Here is an 18,874-nt window from a genome sequence, read left to right as displayed (position 1 = left end):
ATCTCCTCCTTTAACGAATCGCGGGTTGATTATTTTTTATTCTTGATCAGCTCGTCTGCAATCTCCCTTTTTCTATTAAAATCTGCTTCTCCCACCAACCGTGAAAACTCATTGAAAAGCAGCTCCCTCATGTGCACCGCTTTTTCTCCGCCGATGCCGTCTATCAGCTTCCTCGCGGTCAGCTCAAACGCCAGTCTCTCATTGCCCACAAAGTTTTCAGCCATTTTCACAGCAATCGATGATCCGGATTTAAGGGCTCTTATTACCGCAGATTCTGCAGCATATAGGGAAATGGCAAGGTCTGCAAGCTTAAGCATCGTTTCCTGTTCTTCTTCAAGGTTGCTTCCGAACTGTTCTGTCGCATAACCTGCTGCGATCAAAAACACCCGGCGCATCGCTTCTATTGTGTTTTCGAGCCCTGGAGCCCCTGTGTTTGTTCCAGATTGGCTTTCATAGAATGCTTGCTTAACGGATTTCTCCACGTTCAATGATCCACTGGCAGCCTTCTTCATCAAGAAGCCAGGAATAATAAGACGGTTGATCTCGTTTGTTCCTTCAAAGATTCGATTGATCCTTGAGTCGCGGTACATTTGCTCGATTCGATAGTCTTTCATAAATCCGTATCCGCCGTGTAGCTGAAGAACCTCGTCAACTGCCTGGTCCAGCGTTTCTGAACCGAACACCTTGCAGATGGCACATTCGATTGCAAACTCACTAAGAGCTTTTGCGGTAACTTTCGAATCGTCTTCAACGTACAAATCACCGAGCGCTTCTTCAAGCAAACCGGCTGTCCGATACTGAACCGCCTCTGCCGCAAAAATTCTGGAAGCAAGATCTGCAAGCTTTTCTTTCGTGGCATTGAAAGAAGCGATCGAGCGTCCGAACTGCATTCTCTCATCGGTATAAGCGACTCCCAGCTGAAGTGCATCGCGAGAACTACCGACACAGGCGGACCCGAGGTTGAACCTTCCTAAGTTTAAAACATTGAACGCAATCTGATGCCCTTTTCCGACTTCGCCCAGCACGTTTTCCACAGGCACAAGGCAGTCCTCTAAAATAACCGTTCGTGTGGAGGAACCCTTGATCCCCATCTTGTTTTCTTCAGGTCCCAGAGAAAGACCTGGAAAGTCCTTTTCCACAATAAACGCTGTAAACTTTTTTCCGTCCACTTTCGCATAGACGATAAATGTCTGGGAAAATGCCGCATTCGTTATCCATTGCTTCGAACCGTTCAATTTATAATGGGTGCCATCCTCGTTTAAAACTGCCGTGGTTTTTGCGCTTAGTGCATCTGAACCCGAAGAAGGTTCTGTAAGGCAATAGGCACCGATGTATTCACCAGAAGCAAGCTTAGGCAAATATTTTTCTTTTTGTTCCTTTGTTCCGAAATACGTGATCGGCAATGTTGCGATACAGGTATGGTTGGAATGCGCAACCCCATATGACCCGGATCGTCCGACCATCTCCCCGACGATTCCCTTTGTTACTTTATCGAGACCAAGACCGCCGTAAGCTTCAGGCACACTGTGGGCAAGCAGGCCGAGTTCCCCTGCCTTTTTTAAAAGGTTCACTACTACATCAAAATCCTGGTTTTCGATTCTTTCATTGTTCGGAAGTACTTCCCGTTCTACGAATTCTCGTGCCGTCCGCTGAATCATCTTCTGCTCTTCTGATAAATCCTCAGGCGTAAACACATCATCAGCGGAGGCCTTCTTGATCAAAAATTCGCCGCCGACCGCTTTTTTTCTTGTTTCTGTCATCCTTTATCCTCCTTTAAAGCAGCCTTTTTTGCCCCTGACGTAAGAGCGTTTCCTCTTAGTTCCGGAATTTCATCCATCACTCCCTGTTGTGCAACGAAGATCACTTCTTCTTCTAACCCTTGTCCAGCCATCATTTTTCCAACTCGGGAGTTTAAGAGAATCTTTTCTGCATCGGTTTGATTTGCCTCGTAAAAGATTTTTGCCGTGAGAGCCGCATCCGTCAGCTCCCATTGGCTCCCTGAAATTTTATCTAACAGGCTCACCAGATATCCTGCTCCATAAAAATCTTCCATGCAAAAGGAATCGGAAGACCCCGAACAAATAAGGATGATCGTCTCATTTGGATGTTCTTCGAAAAGATGCTGGATAAGCGCTTCCCCATTAAGCAATGCACCTATATAGACATGGCGTGCGCCGAGGGCTTTTCGAATCGCTACCGTTCCATTCGTCGTCGAAAGGATAACCGTTCTCCCTTCTGCTCTTTGTTTCAAATAGGTGGGCAGCGGATCAAGAAACCCTTCGATCGTCCTTCCTTTAAACTCTCCTGTAACAATCGGCCCTTCTTCTGCCCGCCTTTTCATCTCGTCTCTAGCTTCCTGCTCATTTTTCACCGGGATGACCTGGCTTGCACCTGCATTCAAGCTGCTTATGATAGTCGATGTTGCGAGCAGCACATCGAGCACAACCGCGACCTTCCCTTCAAGCTTCCTTGGATCTATCATTTCTTTTTGCATCAATACATGAAGTTTAGCCATTCTCTTAAACTCTTTCCTGAGACTGATAGGATGCGAATGTAATAAGCCCTTTTACGAACTCGCCCATGCGTTCGAAGCGAGAATCGTTCGTTTGTCCCTTTTTATACCGATAGTATATTTGCTGGCAGATGACAGCGAGCTTGAAGTAAGCAAACGTTAAATAAAACGGCATGTCCGAAACATCCCTGCCGCTTTTTGCTGCATATGCTTCTATAAACTCCTGCCTCGTAAAGAATCCTTTATTTACGGTCAAAGAAGGTTTGCCCATACCATATTTTAGAAAGTCAGGATCGTCCTCCTGTGTCCAATAGCCCATCGCACAGCCAAGGTCTGCAAGGGGATCTCCTACCGTCGACATTTCCCAATCGAAAATGCCCACTATTTCCTCAAGTTCGTGGTCAAACATCATGTTGTTCAACTTGTAATCATAGTGGATCACGGCCGCCTCTCCCGATTGTGGAAGGTTGTTCTTCAACCAGTTCGTCAACTGTTCCACGCCCTCCACCTCATCGGTTTTAGCTTTCTCATACCTCTTGATCCATCCGTATACCTGGCGCTCAAGAAAGCCTTCCGGACGGGTCATTTCTTCAAGCCCAGCCTCTTTATAATCAACAGCATGGAGCGCCGCAAGTGTCTCTACCATTTTGGTACTGATCCTTTTTCCTAACTCTTCCGTTACAAGCATATCTTCAGGCAGCTCGGTGTCTAACACGACTCCTCTTCTACGTTCCATAATAAAAAAAGGGCTTCCGATAATGGACTCGTCCTTCGAGAACAGATAGGGCTTCGGTGCAAGCGGAAAGACCGGATGAAGCTTGTTCAAAAAGTTAGATTCTCTTTCCATATCATGCGCCTTTGCTGCTACAGGCCCGAGCGGGGGACGGCGCAATACAGCCTCCCAGTCTCCTTTTGTAAGAAGGTAAGTTAAATTTGAATGCCCGGAAGGAAACTGAGAGATCAATAGATCACCGTCTATTCCAAGCCGCTCGCCAATAAACTGTTCTAGCTTCTGTTCATTAAGCTCTTCTCCCTGCCGAACTGGAATTGTCTCTTTCATCGCCATCTCATCCACTCCTTTTAGGCATCTGCTTTCACCAACAGATATGCTTCCAGCTTATTTTTTAACTCATCAGGAATCGGTTTGCTTTTTTGCTCCTTAAAGTCAAAATAAATCATCGCCGAGTCTGACTTCGCTATGGGAGTCCTGGTATCTTTATCATAAATCGTGTGGGTCAAGCCGAAGCTTTTGTTTCCGATTCTGGATACAGAGGTCTCCGCACTTAAAATCTGATTGAAATAACCCTGATTCAGAAAGTCGCAGCTGATCGATGCGAGGATAAACTTCCATTCCTCCATGTTCATATTGCAGCCAAGGTGTTCGAGGAACTCAATCCTTGCCTGTTCAAAATAAATAAAATAACTGGAGTTGTTCACGTGTCCAAGTGCATCTGTTTCCGCAAACCGCACTTTAATTTCTGATGTAAAAACCATCTATCTCACCTCTATCTTCCTGTAAATGCTGGTTTTCTCCGTTCGAAAAACGCGCTTACACCTTCTCTGTGATCCTCTGTTTTTCCAAGCTCGCCCTGTCCGTCGGCTTCGGCTTCAAGCGATTCGGCAAGTGTGTGCTCAAAGCTCGCATTCATCGTCCTCTTCATCTTCCCAAATGCTTTTGTCGGAAGGCCCGCTACCCGCTTCGCAAACTGGTCCGTCTCCGTTTCCAGCTCTTCTTTTTTTACAACTCTGTTGATAAGCCCATACTGGCTGGCGGTCTCTACACCGATCGTGTCACCTAACGCCGCAAGCTCTAACGCCCTGCTTAACCCGATGATCCTCGGCAGGTAAAAATGGGTTCCGGCGTCTGGCATCAATCCTACTTTTATAAAAGCGAGGCAGAACGACGAATCCTCGGACGCGATCCTGAAGTCACAGGCAAGTGCGATTCCGAGTCCCGCCCCAAACGCTGCACCATGGATGCTTGCGATCACCGGCTTTTCGATTTCACTCATATAAAGGACCGTCCGATTATACGTTTTTCTTAAATACTCGCCGATGTCCAATGACTCTCCAGAAGCCTGGTGTACAACACTCAAATCTGCTCCGGCACTAAATCCTTTTCCATTCGCATTAATAATTATCGCTGTTATTTCTTCATCTTCGTTCGCTCGTACTAAACAGTTGTAAAAGTCTTCATGCATCTGCAAATCAAAGGAATTCATCACTTTTGGCCTGTTTAGCGTAAGCGTTGCGATTTTATCTGACACACTGTAAGTAACGGTAGTTTCCAATCTATTTTCCTCCTATCGATTGCTGTATTGGGGTTTTCTTTTTTCGATAAAGGCGGCAATTCCTTCTTTTACATCTTCTGTCTTAAAAATCTCTTCAAATAATAATGCTTCATACTGGATGCCTTCAATAAACGGCAGCTGCACTCCCCGGTTGACCGCACTCTTGATTCTGGATGTTGATTGCAGGGAATTGCCCGCGATTCTTTTCGCCAGTGCCAGACCTGCTTCCATCCCTTTTCCAGACTCAACAACATCATTCACCAGTCCGATTCGCTCTGCTTTTTCCGATCCGATCGGGTCGCCGGTAAACATCAGTTCTTTTGCTCTGGATGTTCCGATCAATCGCGGCAAACGCTGTGTTCCTCCTCCGCCTGGAAAAATGCCGAGTTTAACTTCCGGCAGTCCAATCTGCACATGCTCCTCGGCGATACGAATATCACACGTAAGCGCCAGCTCGCAGCCTCCGCCAAAGGCCATTCCGTTCAGGACGGCGATCGTCGGCTTTGGAAAGTCTTCTATCTGGTTAAGAACAGCATGGGTGTCCATGACGACTTTATTCATATCAGAATTACCGATCAATTGCGGGAACTCCTTAATATCAGCTCCTGCTACAAAAGCTTTTGACCCTTTACCTGTCAGGATAACAACCAGCACTTCCTCATCTTCAGCGAGGTTTTTAAATGCTTCTCCCAGCTCCTGAAAAACAAAACTGCCCAAAACGTTTAAAGGCGGGTTATCAATCGTGACAATTCCAATGTGATCCTGTTTCGTTACTTTGACTGCATTCATATCTGCACCTTCTTTTCAGTTTGATAGTCGTACCAGCCCTTACCCGTTTTTCTGCCCAGGTTTCCTTCCTTCACTTTTTCCTCCACACACTTCGGCGGCTTATCTTCTGGGTCGCCTGTTTCAGCATATCGCTGCTGCATGACATAATAAGCGACGTCGATACCGGAAAGATCCATCAATGCGAACGGGCCGATCGGATGTTTAAGGGCTTTTGTGACAACAAGGTCAATATCCTTGTAATCTGCGATCCCCTGCTCATACAGGTTCAATGCTTCTTTCGTGAGCGACCCAAGAATCCTGTTTGCAACAAACCCCGAAATCTCTTTTCGAAGCAAGATGCCTGTCCGATTAATTTTTTTGCATACTTCCATCGCCAGTTGTGCGGTTTCTTCAGATGTATGGTCACTCATCACGACTTCCACACAATCCATCACTAATGGCGGGAAAAAGAAATGCATGTTGCATACTTTGTCAGGCCTTGACGTTGCATCGGCGATCAAGGAATTTACGATCGTCGAACTGTTCGTTGCAAGTATGGCATGAAGAGGCGCTATCTGATCAAGCTGCTTGAACACGCTTCTCTTCACTTCAAGCTTTTCTACAACTGCTTCAACGATAAAGTCCGCATCGAAAGCAGCTTTCTCAAGGCTTGTTTCAAATGCAAGATGGCTAAAAGCGGTCTCCTTCCTCTCATGAGAAATCTTCTCTTTCGCCACCCATTTCTCCATGATCGCTTCTAGTTTGCTTTTCGCGTTTTCCAGTGATTCTTCACTTATATCCTGAATCGTCGTCTGGTAACCCGCCAGTGCAAACAGCATCCCGATCTGGTGTCCCATCGAACCGCTTCCGACTACACAAACTTTTTTAATATCTTCGGCTTTCATTTTTTATCACTCCTACTGACCAGTTAGTATGGTAAAAGTCCTTTTAAAGTCATCTCAACATACGTTAAGATGACATCTTCCTCCGATGCTGGACCTTCCGGGTTGAACCAGGAATAGCTCCAATTACACATTCCAAGTATTCCAAACGTGATGATATCAGGTTTCAGGTCCGAGCGAAGTTCACCCGAATCAATCCCGTCTTCTATAACTTTTTGCAAATTATATCGAACCTTATCACGTTTCTCGATAATTTCCGGGAGAGACTTTTCATCAAGGTGGCGAAGCTCCCTGAAAAAGACTCTTGCACTCGGGCCATGTGTACGGATGCTCTTGACCAAAATACTTACGATTCCCTTTATTTTCTCTTTTGCATCTTTTTCGCTATTATTCATTATCTCCGTTTGCATCTTCAGGAGTTCACTGATATACATCGTATGAATATCCATTAAAAGCTGCTTTTTAGACTTGAAATAGTAATAGAAGGTTCCTTTGGTTACACCCATTTCATCCACAATGTCCTGGATCGATGTTTCGCTGAACCCTTTTGTTTCGAACAGTTGCAAGCTCTTTTCAATGATTTTCCCTTTCATGATGACTCCTTTCGCCTCACAGCCGCTATCATTTTGGCTAGCAACGCTACATCGCAGACATCCCGCCGTCTACGGTCAGAATATGCCCTGTCACATAATCAGACGCTTTCGCGGCAAGAAACAACGCAGCCCCCTTCAATTCATGTTCAGCGCCAAACCTGTTAAGCGGTGTCCGTTTAAGAATCTGCTCCCCGTTATACTCGATTAATCCTTTTGACATTTTCGTTGGGAAGAACCCCGGTGCAATGGCATTAACGTTAATATTATAAGGAGCCAGCTTTACAGCGAGATCTTTAGTAAAGGTAATAACAGCCCCTTTGCTTGCAGAATAGCCGATCGCATCCATCACTTTCGGATCTGCTCCTCCAAGGCCGGCTACAGATGCGAGATTAATAATCTTTCCCGACCTTTGCTTCGCCATTACCTTTCCGACAGCCTGCGCCATCAAAAATGTTCCGGTTACATTAACATCGATCACTTTCTTCCAGGCTTCAAGCGGCATTTCAAGTGCAGGCGCTCCCCATGTGGCACCGCTGTTGTTAAAGAGAATATCGATTGTTCCAAATCGTTCTACTGTTTGGCGGACAACTGATTCTATATCTTCTTGTTTCGTAACATCACATGCTAACGGCAGCGTTTCCACACCGTATTCCTTTAGCTTTTCCGCTGTTTCTTCGCATGCTTCCACTTTTCTGGAACATATCACAATATTAGCTCCGGATTCGGCGAGGGCAAGGGAGATCTGCTCTCCCAGCCCCCTTCCGCCGCCTGTGACGATCGCCGTTTTTCCTTTCAGGTCAAAAAGTTCGTTTATATGCACCATTGTTCCCTCCGTTTGTTACTTGGACATTTTTGTCTTTTTCGCTACTTCTTCATCTCTTAACTTCCGTTTCAACAGCTTTCCGACTGCTGATTTCGGCAATACTTCTCGAAACTCGATCTCTGTTGGAACTTTATATGCAGCAAGATATTTCCTTGCAAATGTCATGAGTTCATCTTCTGTAACCTGTTCTCCCTCTTTTAACGTGATGTAGGCTTTGACCGTTTCCCCCCGGTACTCGTCTGGTATACCGAGGACAATCAGTTCCTGCACTGCAGGGTGTTGATATAGAACTTCTTCGATCTCACGAGGATAAATGTTATAGCCGCTCGCAATGATCATGTCTTTCTTGCGGTCGACAATCGAGAAGTACCCATCCTCATCCATGCGGGCGAGGTCACCTGTCAGGAGCCAGTCTCCTTTAAGTACTGCTTCTGTTTCTTCCGGCTTATCCCAGTATCCTTTCATCACCTGAGGCCCATTGATCGCAAGCTCCCCGACCTCTCCCTGCGGAACATCTTCAAGACTGCCGCCATCGGAAGGGATAACAACCCTTGCTACTGTCCCAGGCATCGGAATACCGATACTTCCGATTCTTCTTTCAGCAAACGGCGGATTAAAATGGGTGACAGGTGAGGCTTCTGAAAGTCCGTATCCTTCACAGAGCTTTTTCCCGGTCCTTTCTTCAAACTTTTTCAGCTGTTCGACCGGCATCGCTGCGCCGCCGCTGTTGTAGTGTTCGATTTGATCGAAGCCATACTCTTCAAGGTCCGGACGGCTGTTTAATGCAATGTACATTGTTGGAACCCCTGACATCTGGAACGGCTTTTCACGCTTAACCGTCTCAAGCACTTCCTGAAGTTCGAATCTAGGAAGAATGATCTGGTTGCCTCCGGTCCGGAATCCCTGGAAAGCATTACAGGTCAACCCATAAATATGGAACATCGGCAATACCGACATGACCTTAGGATTGTCAGGAACCTCCAGCGCTTTGAACATGAACTCATATACCTGTTCTACATTTGAAAGCAGGTTGTAATGGGTGAGCATAACCCCTTTCGATACTCCGGTCGTCCCTCCCGTATATTGAAGAACGGCTACGTCCTGCTTCGAATCTATTTCCACTTCAGGCGCTTTTTCAGCAGAAGTCTTCAGGAAATCCTCGAATAAAAGATCGCCATCCTGCAAATCTACTTGTTGCTGTCCAAGCGAAACAACAATCACTTTTTCAAGAGAGGTATTTTTCTGTACGCTCTTCACTTTCGGATAAAGCGCATCAAGCACCACCATGAACCTGGCGCCTGAGTCGTTCAGGGTGTATTCGATTTCTCTCTCTACATACATAGGATTAACCTGGACAGCAGCGCCGCCAAGCCTTACGGAAACAAACAATGAAAAGATATAATGGGGTGTATTCGGCAGCATGATCGCAAGCCTGTCTCCTTTTTGAAAACCGGCTTTGTGAAGGCATGCCGCAAATTGTTCTACGATGCCATAAACTTCTTTGAAGGTAAATGTCTTGTGGTAAAAGGTTAACGCGGTTTTGTCCCCGTATTTCTTAACGGAATCGGTGAGCAATGACGTGAGGGGACGTTCTTCTAATTGTAAATGTTCGCTTACGTCCTGATGATAATACTTTAGCCATGGTTTTTCGGAATATGCCATTTTACATTCCTCCAGTTAGGTGATATTTAAAACTTACTCAACTCTCAGGACAGGGTTCAGGTTATTTAATTGGCTCTGTAAAACAGAGCCAATTGGAAATCTTCGCTTAATAGTCTTAATGGCTTTGTTTCACCGGCACTTTTGTATACGCTTTCAATTCTTGCTTAGCTATAGCGTTACGGTGGACTTCATCTGGCCCGTCAGCAAGCCTCAGGGTCCTGGAATTCGCCCAGTGGGCAGCCAGCGGAAAATCTTCGCTCACCCCGGCTGCTCCCAGTGACTGAATAGCGCGGTCAAGTACGTTCAGGGCAACATTCGGAGCTACAACCTTAATCATTGCGATTTCTTTTTTCGCCACCTTATTACCGGCTGTATCCATCATATAAGCTGCATTTAAGGTCAAAAGCCTTGCCTGGTCTATTTCGATGCGGGAGTTTGCGATCCATTCGCGAATCACCCCCTGGTCGGAAAGCGGCTTATGAAAAGCAACTCTGTTCGTTACCCTGCTGCACATTGTTTCAAGCGCCCTTTCCGCAACACCGATAAGTCTCATGCAATGGTGTATCCTTCCTGGGCCAAGCCTTCCCTGTGCAATTTCAAATCCTCTTCCTTCCCCGAGAATCATGTTCTCCGCGGGTACCCTGACATCCGTAAAATCTATCTCCGCATGTCCATGCGGTGCATGGTCATAGCCAAAGACAGGGAGCATCCTTAATACCTTTACTCCAGGTGTATCGAGCGGAACAATGATCATGGAATGCTGCATATGCTTCGGAGCGTCCCTGTTAGATCTTCCCATCACGATCGCAAATCGGCATCTCGGATCGCCGGCACCTGAAGACCACCACTTTCTTCCGTTAATCACATACTCGTCTCCATCTCTTTCGATGGTTGTCTCCATGTTCGTTGCATCGGATGAAGCTACATCAGGTTCCGTCATGCTAAAACAAGAACGGATTTCCCCATCAAGAAGCGGCGTTAACCATCGCTCCTTCTGGCTTTCTGTTCCATACCGCTCAAGCACTTCCATATTGCCTGTATCTGGAGCAGCGCAGTTAAATACTTCAGGAGCAATCATTGATCGTCCCATCATCTCGCAAAGCGGGGCATATTCCAGATTGGACAGACCCGCTCCAAGCTCGCTATCAGGAAGGAACAGGTTCCAGAGCCCTGCTTGCTTTGCTTTTTGTTTCATCTCTTCCATCACAGGCGGAACAGTCCACCGGTCAGAAGCTTCCCTTAACTGATTTTCATATACTGTTTCATTCGGATAAACCACCTCATCCATAAAATCAGCCAGCTGTGACCTCAACTGTTTTACTTTATCTGTGTACTCAAAATTCATAGGACACCTCCCTGTAAAATACTAACCAGTTGGTATGTAATGATAAGTCTATTGTATTCTAACTTTTTAGAATATTCAACACTAAAGTGATCGCTTTTCGACCTTCTTGCGGGAGGAACAAGCACTGAATTAAATTATAGTAAGCAAACCGAATCTTAAAAGCTTCACATTTGAGATGAACTGCGACGTAATTGCGGCATTGATTTCCACTCCGGGCATTTCGCTTTCCGCGGGCCCGCGGAAAGCGTAGTGTATTTCCGTAGCGACCAGCGTTTGCTATGTCGCAGTTTATCGCTTTTGTGCAAAAACAACAATCTTTTAGAAAAGAGCTTTTATATAAAAGACCCTGGTTCCTTTATTTACTGCCAAAAAGCGCCACTTTGATACGATTTTGAGCAAATAGAGAAACATACGTCCGCTAAATTGCAAAAGCGCTGTAATTTAGCTTGTTGCCAACGTTTACCTGAGCCACAATCCACCTTTAGTTAACTCGCCCCACCGGCCGCACCGCCGCCTGATGCCGAGCGCTTTCTTTTTTGAATCGCGTTCACTCCCATTACAACAGCAACCAGTTCTTCCGTAGAAAGTTTCGTCGAACGATTGGTAAGTTTAAATGCAGGCGAGGCAAAAAAAACGCTGATTTTTTCAAACTTTGCAACCTGTTCTTTTCTTTCATCCAGTATAGTGTATTCCAGCGAAAATGCCGGTGATTCGATATAATAGACATCACCAGACTCTTTTTTGTATTCATAGGTTTTTTGAAAAAAGGAAATTGTTTCTTTAAGCAGTCCCAATTGCTCGCTGTTCTCGTTTGTAACTTCCCATTTACGTGATAAAAACGGGAATTTCCCTGCAACAACCATTTTGTTATTTTCATCAAGAACTTCTACCCCGGATGAAAACATGCTTTTCAAATCTAGCTCTCCCGTTTTGGCTTTATCCTCTGTATAGATTTCAGTCGTACCTGAAGAAAAAAAGTTATCATTAAAGTATACGATGTTATCCACTTAAATCGCCCTTTCCTTCATTCATTCGTCTATTACATTTACGAATCATAATAGAAAAAGTTTCATAGAAAAAGACGGAGCCTCTAACTCCGCCTTAATGGGAATACACATTCTTTTTCCTGGATTTCAGCCCTTTCGGCGCCCACCAGTTCCAGTCTCCAAGCAACTTCATTAAGGATGGAACAAGCACCATCCGGACGAGCGTCGCATCGATAAATATCGCGAGTGCAATCGATACTCCCATTTGTTTTACCGGTGTAACACCAGTAAATGCAAACGCTCCGGTCACAACGATCATGATAAGCGCCGCCGATGTGATAATTTTACTTGTGGAAATAAGGCCTTCCAGTGTAGCACTATCGTTATCCCCTGACTCAAGATACATTTCGTGCATACGTGAAATCAAGAACACTTCATAGTCCATACTCAAGCCAAATACAATACCGAATGTAAACACCGGAATCATAAGTCCGATACTGGATTCCGGAAGTCCTAAATGTCCTCCCTGGAAAAGCCATACGAGTATACCAAAGGTAGCGCTGAGGCTTATGACGTTCATAATAATCGCTTTAAGCGGGATCAACACAGAACGGAACGCAAGGAAAAGGATCACATAGGTGGACAACAGAATTAACGCCAATCCATATGGCATCTTTTCATATATCTCATCAAATATTTCTTGATTAAACTTCGGCTGTCCGCCAAGAAGAATCTCAAGTTCCGTATCTTTATCTTGCCACTCTCGAACCCAGTCCTTCGCTTTTTCTGAATTGCCGTCTGCATTTAATTTTACGGTGAGAAGCGTTTGATCATCACCGGTCAATCGCTCCAGTACCGGTTTCAGTTTTTCCTTCGTTTCTGGACTATCCATCATTTGGGCAAACTGTTCAGCATTCAAGTCCCCCGAAGCGGAAAAGATAGATTCTACGTTCTCCACGATCTTGTCTTTTTCCATCTTATCGATCATATCCGATAATTTTTCAAGTTCTCCCCGGTCAGAAACTCCTTCATTCAGTTGGACGACAACCGGGACTTCAGAGGTATCTTCTTCCCTGAAAGTATCCTGAAACGTTTCATAAGCCACTCTTGTTTCATAATGGGGCGGCAGAGAATCTGCTTCCGGAATAATTAAATTCATGTTAGGGATAGGAAGGATGCCGATGATCAGTACAACAAATGCGATGGTAGACATTACGATCGGATGCTTCATTACAAAGGTTGCAAAAACTCTCCAACCGCCCTGTCCTTCTTTTTTCTTCTTTAAAATCATCAGTTTATTTACTCCTGGTCCAAGAACGCCAAGCAGCGCAGGCAAGAAGGTGTTCGCTGCCAGTACTGAAAGGACAACGACTCCCATGCCACCGATTGCAACCGTTTGGAACAGATCGATCTGGATAAGGAGCATTCCTGCCATGCCGAGGATTACGCATAAGCCGGAGAAGATGATCGCTCTTCCTGATGTCGCAACTGTAGTTACCACCGCGTCCTTAACCGAGTTGTTTTCCAGTTCTTCCCTGAACCGATTAACAAACAACAATGCAAAATCTATGCCGAGCGCGATACCGATCATCGGGACCACATTCAATAGAAAGATCGACATTCCGAGATCTTTTCCAAAAATGTAAAGCAGCCCCATTGTGCTCAGTACACTGACAAAGCCGGTGATCAGCGGAATTGCGGCTGCGACCAGACCTCCAAAAGCAAACAATAAAATGACCAGGGCTATCGGAAGCCCTATCATTTCAGCACGCTTTAAGTCTTCCTGGCTTGCCTTGTTCATATCTTCAACAATGACAGGCACACCGGTAAGACCGACTATCATTTCATCACTGTCCTTCAGTTCCTTCCTCGCTTCATCGATCGTCCTCTTCATACCGTCTAAATCCCGGTCGAACGAAACAATCGCATAAGCTTTATCACCTTTTACCATCTCTTTGTTTTCGAGAGGGGAAGAAATGCTGGCCAGATTGTCCATGTCTTTAAATTCATTCAAAGTATCCCCGATAAAACTTGTAAATGTATTCTTGCTAACTTCCTCATTTCGTTTTTCAAATACGAGGATTAACGAAGACTCAGGAATATCAAAGTCCTCCTGGAGAATCTTTTCTACATCTGAAAAAGAACCTTCTGTTTCAAAACCGCTTCCGCTTAAAATACCTGGCAGTTTAAAAGCGGCGAACCCTAAGCCGACTACTATAAGTACCCATAGTACAAGAATATATTTTCGGTATCGGTATGTAAATTCACCAAAACTTCTCATAGCTTAACCCTCACTCTATGTCGTTTGCTTCCCTTACTTTCTGGTTTCATTTTATTCCTTCTCAAAGCTGCGGAGATATTCTATTGCTCTTCCTAATGAAGAAAAGGTTAAGACATCCAGCTGCTCATCGACGTTGTATTTCACCATTGTTTGGACAATTTCCGGGCGGAAGCCACAAACGATCGGTTGAACTCCGAGCAGCTTAAGCATACTGACCAACTGAAGAATACTGGTTGAAACCACCTCTTTTAAATTATAGAGCCCTGATAAATCAAGAATAAGGTAAGAAGAATTTAACTCTGTAACCTTCTGGATCAGTTTTTCTTGAATGATTTCTGCACGTTCTTCATCAATTTTTCCAATCAGGGGAACAATCGCCACCTGGTCGCTTAAGGGCATGACGGGTGAACTCAAATCATAGATTATCTTTCTCTGGTAATTAAGTTTTTGATCTGTAATTTGTTGAAAATGTTTAATAAACATACTGATTACTTCATCAAACTTTTGATGGAAGGATTGATGCCAGCTTAAGACCTTTTTTATCTCTATTTTATTATCGATCGCATATTCATCGACAAAAGAAATAAATATCCCTCTGAATCTCTTGAATTGTCCCAGAACGTTTTGCAGTGGTGTATTTTCTTTCACCCGGTGTCCTGCCACATTCTTTATCCACTCTCTTAGCGTATCGCTTTCAGCATCCAGCAGTGTTTCAGCCATCCCTTTAATAAAAGTTCCGTTTTGCTGACGCAATACTTTAACATCACAATCTTCTTGAGAGGAATAGATCGTATCATCGGTGTTATCTCTTGTGCAGATCCATTTTTCTGTAATATCATAGGCATTTTCCAGCAAATAGTCATATAACCCTTTATCCTTATGATTCATATGATCCTCCTCAATCTAGTAAATCCGTTCATTCTATTTTCAATTATAAACTAACCATTCAAACATCAAAAGAAAAAGCATATTCTCTAAGGTGATTTTACTTTCCGTAAGTTAGAAAATTCTGTCATAATAAAGTTAACTAATCTATTACTTATGGAGGTAGATGATGGGCAGTAATAAAACACTGATATTCGGACATCGAGGTGCAGCGGGAACTGCTCCTGAAAATACAATGGTTTCGTTCCAGGCTGCTCTTGGGTCGGGAGCTGAAGGTATTGAGCTTGACGTTCAATTAACAAAAGACGGGGTACCGGTTGTTGTTCACGATGAAAAATTAAATCGGACAACAGATGGACACGGCTGGGTAAAAGATTTCGCTCTTGCGGAAATCAAGACGCTTGATGCAGGCAGCTGGTTTTCTGAAGGGTTCAGTGGAGAAAGAATTCCAACACTAAAAGAAACGGTGCACTGGGCGAAAGCCACTAACCTTCTGCTAAACATAGAGTTTAAAACAGCTTACATTCCCTATAAAGGAATAGAAAAAGCGGTGATCGATTGCATAAAAGCCTTTGATATGGAGAATCGAGTTATTTTATCTTCGTTTAACCATTATTCACTCATAAGGGCACACGAATATGCCCCGAATATCGAGACAGCTGTGCTCTTCATGGAAAAGCTAGTTTCGCCTGGAAGCTACGCTTCAAAAATCAACGCCCGGTCACTTCATCCTTATTGGCCTATTGTTGATGAGGTTTTGTTAGATGAAACGAATAAACTCAAAATGGCTGTGAGACCGTTTACCGTTAATGAAGAAGCAGCGATCAAACAGTTGATAGAAAAAGGCTGTTCTGCAATTATCACGGACTTTCCCGCGAAAGCGGTTCAAATTAGAGAAAATATCGAATGATTTTAGTACAAAATCTTTATCTTCATTCTTTTTAATATCCTTCATTTGGGTACTTCGAGTATAATAGTATTTAAGTTATCGTTTGAAGAGAGGACAAACATATGGAGAAATATTTGGTTTCAATGGGAGAAAAAATTTCAGAATCGAGATTTGAGCTCTCAAAACGTATGTCAAAAATGCTTAACTTAGAATATCAACGTTCCGGTATAGATTCCATCATAGAAGAGGAATCCTTAGAGTTGCGCGCTTCCCTTATCAAATTAATCGGAGAGATGCTGCAAACGAACGACCCTGGGATCGAGGAACAAATTATCAACTGGTCAACAGATACTGCAAGAAAAGCTATCGATGTGTCGATCCCTCTTGAGAAAGCAACAAAAGCAGTTCCGATTTACCGTAAAGTAATCTGGGATGCTATCAAAGAAGAAGCGGTTAAAAATAGTTATCCTTTAGAGGCAGTCTTTGACTTCAACTGTGTCATCGATCCTCTTCTTGATCGAATTGTATATGCCTTCAGCCATGTCTATATTGAGGATTTCAAAGAAACGATCAATACGGCTAAGCAAGAACTGGACGAGCTTTCAATTCCTGTTGTTCCCCTCACAAAAGACATTGCTGTTCTTCCGGTGGTGGGAACAATCGATACCCACCGTGCCAGGTTAATGAACGATCGTGTATTAAAAAGATGTACAGAATTAAAGCTCTCAAACCTAATCATCGATCTCTCCGGTGTTCATATAATCGATACACTTGTAGCGCATCACTTGTTCAATGTCATAAAAGCTTTAAGTTTACTGGGGATTCGCACCATCATTTCCGGGCTGCGTCCGGAGCTTGCTCAAACCATCGTATCTTTAGGTATCGATTTTTCTGAAATATCAACATTTGCGAGTTTAAGACAGGCTTTAAACACAATGGATATAAACTATTAAAAGAATTGCCGATCAGGTATCTTTTGCAACATAAACAAGGAGCAGGTTGATCCCGCTCCTTGTTTTCTATTTATAAAATCACTCTATTTTCTCCATGCGCTCCTCTGATCGTCTCTTCTTCCCTGTCGAGCTTTTTGATAAAAGTTTCTACCGGATTAAAGTTCCTTCCATTTTTTATCATAGTTTTATCCAGACCGGCAAAGGATTTCCGTTCTTTCCAGGTCAACAGCTTCTCACTCGTGATCATGCTCTCATCCCCTTTGAAAGTATTGGTTTTTCCTACCCCTGCCCCAAAGCCATCAAACCATAATGAATGAATCTTAACCCGTTTGTAATTTAATGTAATTAGTGAAACATAAAAAAAGCCTGCCTGGTTGGGCAGACTTTTGATATTAAAGTTCATATTTTCGATAGTCGCGCTTAGGAAGTTCTGGGTCTTTTTCTGACATTTTATAAGCTTTATTTTCATTTTCCTCGTTATAAGCTCCTGCCATAGCATTTACCATACCTTCTGAATCATCTTTCTTATATTGATTGTTTTTGTTGCTGGTACCATTGCTGCTATTGCTGTTACTGTTACTGTTACTACTGTTATGTGGCTTTACTTCCTCTCCAGCTTCTTTTACTTTGTCGCCTACACCTTTTAGATCATCCTTAGCATCTTTGGCAGTAGAAAGAATGTCTTTTGATTCATCCTTCACTTCTGTTGCCTGGTCTTTCATTTCAGTAACCTGTTCCTTTACATCTTCAAACTGGTCCTTCATGTCTGTGCTTACTTTGTCATAGACATTTTGGGCGTCAGTCATTGCTTCCTTAAGTGTACTTTGAGCGGACTTCATACGGTCCATCAACTCATCCTTCGTACCTTTCGGATCTTCTTTTACTTGCTGGAACATATCTACTGACTTGTCCTTCGCGGTTCCTGCTCTGTTCATTATTTTCTGTCTTGTTGTTTTATCAAACATAGCAGCTGCTCCGCCAACGACTGCTCCAATTAGCATACCTGTCATAAACTTACTGTTCTTTTCTTTAGTCGCTTGCATATTCATCCTCCTTTAATTTTATCATCTAAGCTTAGTATTCTATTTCCCACATTTACTTTTTTAAAAACAAAAAACTGCCTTTTGACAGTTTTTGCATGAAACGAGACTATTAATTTTTTTGGATGTTTCGCTTTGTAAACCATGATTCGGAAAAATCTACAGCCTCTTTTTGAGAAAAAAATTTTGAGGGTGCAGACCCGATCATTCCCGTTAAAACACTATGCTGCCGCTCGAATTGCCTGCCCATTTCTTCAAATAACTCATCTTCGAATTGGATCTCACTGTATGTTACCCATTCTCTTTTGCCCTCTTTCATAACCGGGGCTCCTTTTTGAATCTTTTTGTGCCCCGGGGCCCTATATTCTCCTAAATGAAAAGAAGTATTTGTGCCATACCCGGTTCCGAGGAATAACACGTGTACTCCCATATCGTATAATCTCCTTAGAGGGGAATCCTCACCTAATCCGTTTTCAATGGGATGCGGAAAAAGAATTTCTTCTTTTTTAGGACCCCATGCTGCAAATGACACTGCGGGATGGTCACTGCGAACTACTCCGGGATAATTTCTAAAAAGCTCAGGAATTTTTCCCATCCCCATTGTTGGTGTAACTTCCGGGTTATAGGCAGGCATATGGTTTCGAATCGTACTCCACCATTCTTTTGGTACAGGGGGATTTTCCCACTCCGACGGATCTGATAGATCTGGGGACTGGGTAGGCATTACGATATTCCCCGTTTCTGTAACTGTATCCATCAGCGCTTCTATAACCGCAACCGCTCCGCCACAGACCCATCCGATCGATTGCATCGAAGAATGAACGATGACAGTCATTCCGGCTTTAACACCCAGCTTCCGAAGGTCTTCTGCCAGACTTTCCCTCGTTCTTGGCATGTCTGTTTTTTCAATAATACGTTTTCCCATTTTCTTCGCTCTCCTGACA

At 43.9% G+C, this 18,874-nt stretch carries 19 protein-coding genes; 2 read left to right on the top strand and 17 right to left on the bottom strand.

Going from position 1 to position 18,874, the window contains the following annotated elements; all coding sequences use genetic code 11:
• Positions 1-29: 29 nt before the first annotated feature.
• The 14 genes from FCL54_RS07160 to FCL54_RS07095 all read right to left on the bottom strand — a co-directional run bounded on the left by FCL54_RS07160 (position 30) and on the right by FCL54_RS07095 (position 15,051).
• Complete coding sequence (locus FCL54_RS07160) at positions 30-1,760, bottom strand: acyl-CoA dehydrogenase family protein (RefSeq protein WP_138124783.1); 1,731 nt, start codon at positions 1,758-1,760, stop codon at positions 30-32.
• Entirely contained in the window at positions 1,757-2,515 is a 759-nt protein-coding gene (locus FCL54_RS07155) for a 2-phosphosulfolactate phosphatase (RefSeq protein ID WP_138124781.1), read from the bottom strand. Before FCL54_RS07155 ends, FCL54_RS07160 begins: the two co-directional genes overlap by 4 nt.
• 4 nt (positions 2,516-2,519) lie before the next feature.
• Positions 2,520-3,572: a phosphotransferase family protein gene (locus FCL54_RS07150; protein WP_138124914.1), complete on the bottom strand. Its 1,053-nt coding sequence runs from the start codon at positions 3,570-3,572 to the stop codon at positions 2,520-2,522.
• Positions 3,573-3,592: 20 nt separating this feature from the next.
• The gene (locus FCL54_RS07145) at positions 3,593-4,006 is read right to left on the bottom strand and encodes an acyl-CoA thioesterase (RefSeq protein WP_138124779.1); all 414 of its coding nucleotides are present in this window, start codon (positions 4,004-4,006) and stop codon (positions 3,593-3,595) included.
• Positions 4,007-4,017: 11 nt separating this feature from the next.
• Complete coding sequence (locus FCL54_RS07140) at positions 4,018-4,803, bottom strand: enoyl-CoA hydratase/isomerase family protein (protein WP_138124776.1); 786 nt, start codon at positions 4,801-4,803, stop codon at positions 4,018-4,020.
• 12 nt (positions 4,804-4,815) lie between these two features.
• Entirely contained in the window at positions 4,816-5,592 is a 777-nt protein-coding gene (locus FCL54_RS07135; RefSeq protein ID WP_138124774.1) for an enoyl-CoA hydratase/isomerase family protein, read from the bottom strand.
• Positions 5,589-6,476, bottom strand: a complete 888-nt coding sequence (locus FCL54_RS07130; RefSeq protein ID WP_138124772.1) for a 3-hydroxyacyl-CoA dehydrogenase family protein — start codon at positions 6,474-6,476, stop codon at positions 5,589-5,591. Before FCL54_RS07130 ends, FCL54_RS07135 begins: the two co-directional genes overlap by 4 nt.
• 23 nt (positions 6,477-6,499) lie before the next feature.
• Positions 6,500-7,066, bottom strand: coding sequence for a TetR/AcrR family transcriptional regulator (locus FCL54_RS07125; RefSeq protein WP_138124770.1), 567 nt, complete (start codon positions 7,064-7,066; stop codon positions 6,500-6,502).
• Positions 7,067-7,112: 46 nt separating this feature from the next.
• Positions 7,113-7,886, bottom strand: coding sequence for an SDR family oxidoreductase (locus FCL54_RS07120; RefSeq protein WP_138124912.1), 774 nt, complete (start codon positions 7,884-7,886; stop codon positions 7,113-7,115).
• Between the two features lie 18 nt (positions 7,887-7,904).
• Positions 7,905-9,551: a long-chain-fatty-acid--CoA ligase gene (locus FCL54_RS07115; RefSeq protein ID WP_138124768.1), complete on the bottom strand. Its 1,647-nt coding sequence runs from the start codon at positions 9,549-9,551 to the stop codon at positions 7,905-7,907.
• A 115-nt stretch (positions 9,552-9,666) separates the two neighbouring features.
• Positions 9,667-10,896: an acyl-CoA dehydrogenase family protein gene (locus FCL54_RS07110; protein WP_138124766.1), complete on the bottom strand. Its 1,230-nt coding sequence runs from the start codon at positions 10,894-10,896 to the stop codon at positions 9,667-9,669.
• 485 nt (positions 10,897-11,381) lie between these two features.
• Positions 11,382-11,903, bottom strand: a complete 522-nt coding sequence (locus FCL54_RS07105) for a hypothetical protein (protein ID WP_138124764.1) — start codon at positions 11,901-11,903, stop codon at positions 11,382-11,384.
• Between the two features lie 94 nt (positions 11,904-11,997).
• Positions 11,998-14,163: an MMPL family transporter gene (locus FCL54_RS07100; RefSeq protein ID WP_138124762.1), complete on the bottom strand. Its 2,166-nt coding sequence runs from the start codon at positions 14,161-14,163 to the stop codon at positions 11,998-12,000.
• 51 nt (positions 14,164-14,214) lie between these two features.
• Complete coding sequence (locus tag FCL54_RS07095) at positions 14,215-15,051, bottom strand: STAS domain-containing protein (protein ID WP_138124760.1); 837 nt, start codon at positions 15,049-15,051, stop codon at positions 14,215-14,217.
• 166 nt (positions 15,052-15,217) lie between these two features.
• Between FCL54_RS07095 and FCL54_RS07090 the strand changes: the two genes are divergently transcribed.
• Both FCL54_RS07090 and FCL54_RS07085 read left to right on the top strand, forming a co-directional pair.
• Positions 15,218-15,958, top strand: a complete 741-nt coding sequence (locus tag FCL54_RS07090; protein WP_138124757.1) for a glycerophosphodiester phosphodiesterase — start codon at positions 15,218-15,220, stop codon at positions 15,956-15,958.
• 101 nt (positions 15,959-16,059) lie between these two features.
• Positions 16,060-16,890 (top strand): STAS domain-containing protein, encoded by an 831-nt coding sequence (locus tag FCL54_RS07085; RefSeq protein WP_138124754.1) that lies wholly within the window; start codon positions 16,060-16,062, stop codon positions 16,888-16,890.
• A gap of 70 nt (positions 16,891-16,960) precedes the next feature.
• On the opposite strand, the gene FCL54_RS23860 is transcribed toward FCL54_RS07085, so the two are convergent.
• The 3 genes from FCL54_RS23860 to FCL54_RS07070 form a co-directional block, all read right to left on the bottom strand.
• Positions 16,961-17,137, bottom strand: coding sequence for a hypothetical protein (locus tag FCL54_RS23860; protein WP_171016721.1), 177 nt, complete (start codon positions 17,135-17,137; stop codon positions 16,961-16,963).
• 145 nt (positions 17,138-17,282) lie between these two features.
• On the bottom strand, positions 17,283-17,933 hold the full coding sequence (locus FCL54_RS07075) for a YtxH domain-containing protein (protein WP_181954881.1): 651 nt from the start codon (positions 17,931-17,933) through the stop codon (positions 17,283-17,285).
• A gap of 109 nt (positions 17,934-18,042) precedes the next feature.
• The gene (locus FCL54_RS07070) at positions 18,043-18,855 is read right to left on the bottom strand and encodes an AAC(3) family N-acetyltransferase (RefSeq protein ID WP_138124749.1); all 813 of its coding nucleotides are present in this window, start codon (positions 18,853-18,855) and stop codon (positions 18,043-18,045) included.
• Positions 18,856-18,874 lie beyond the last annotated feature (19 nt).

Source organism: Exobacillus caeni (assembly GCF_005747095.1).
GTDB lineage: Bacteria > Bacillota > Bacilli > Bacillales > Guptibacillaceae > Exobacillus > Exobacillus caeni.
This window is presented reverse-complemented; position numbering and strand designations above follow the sequence as displayed.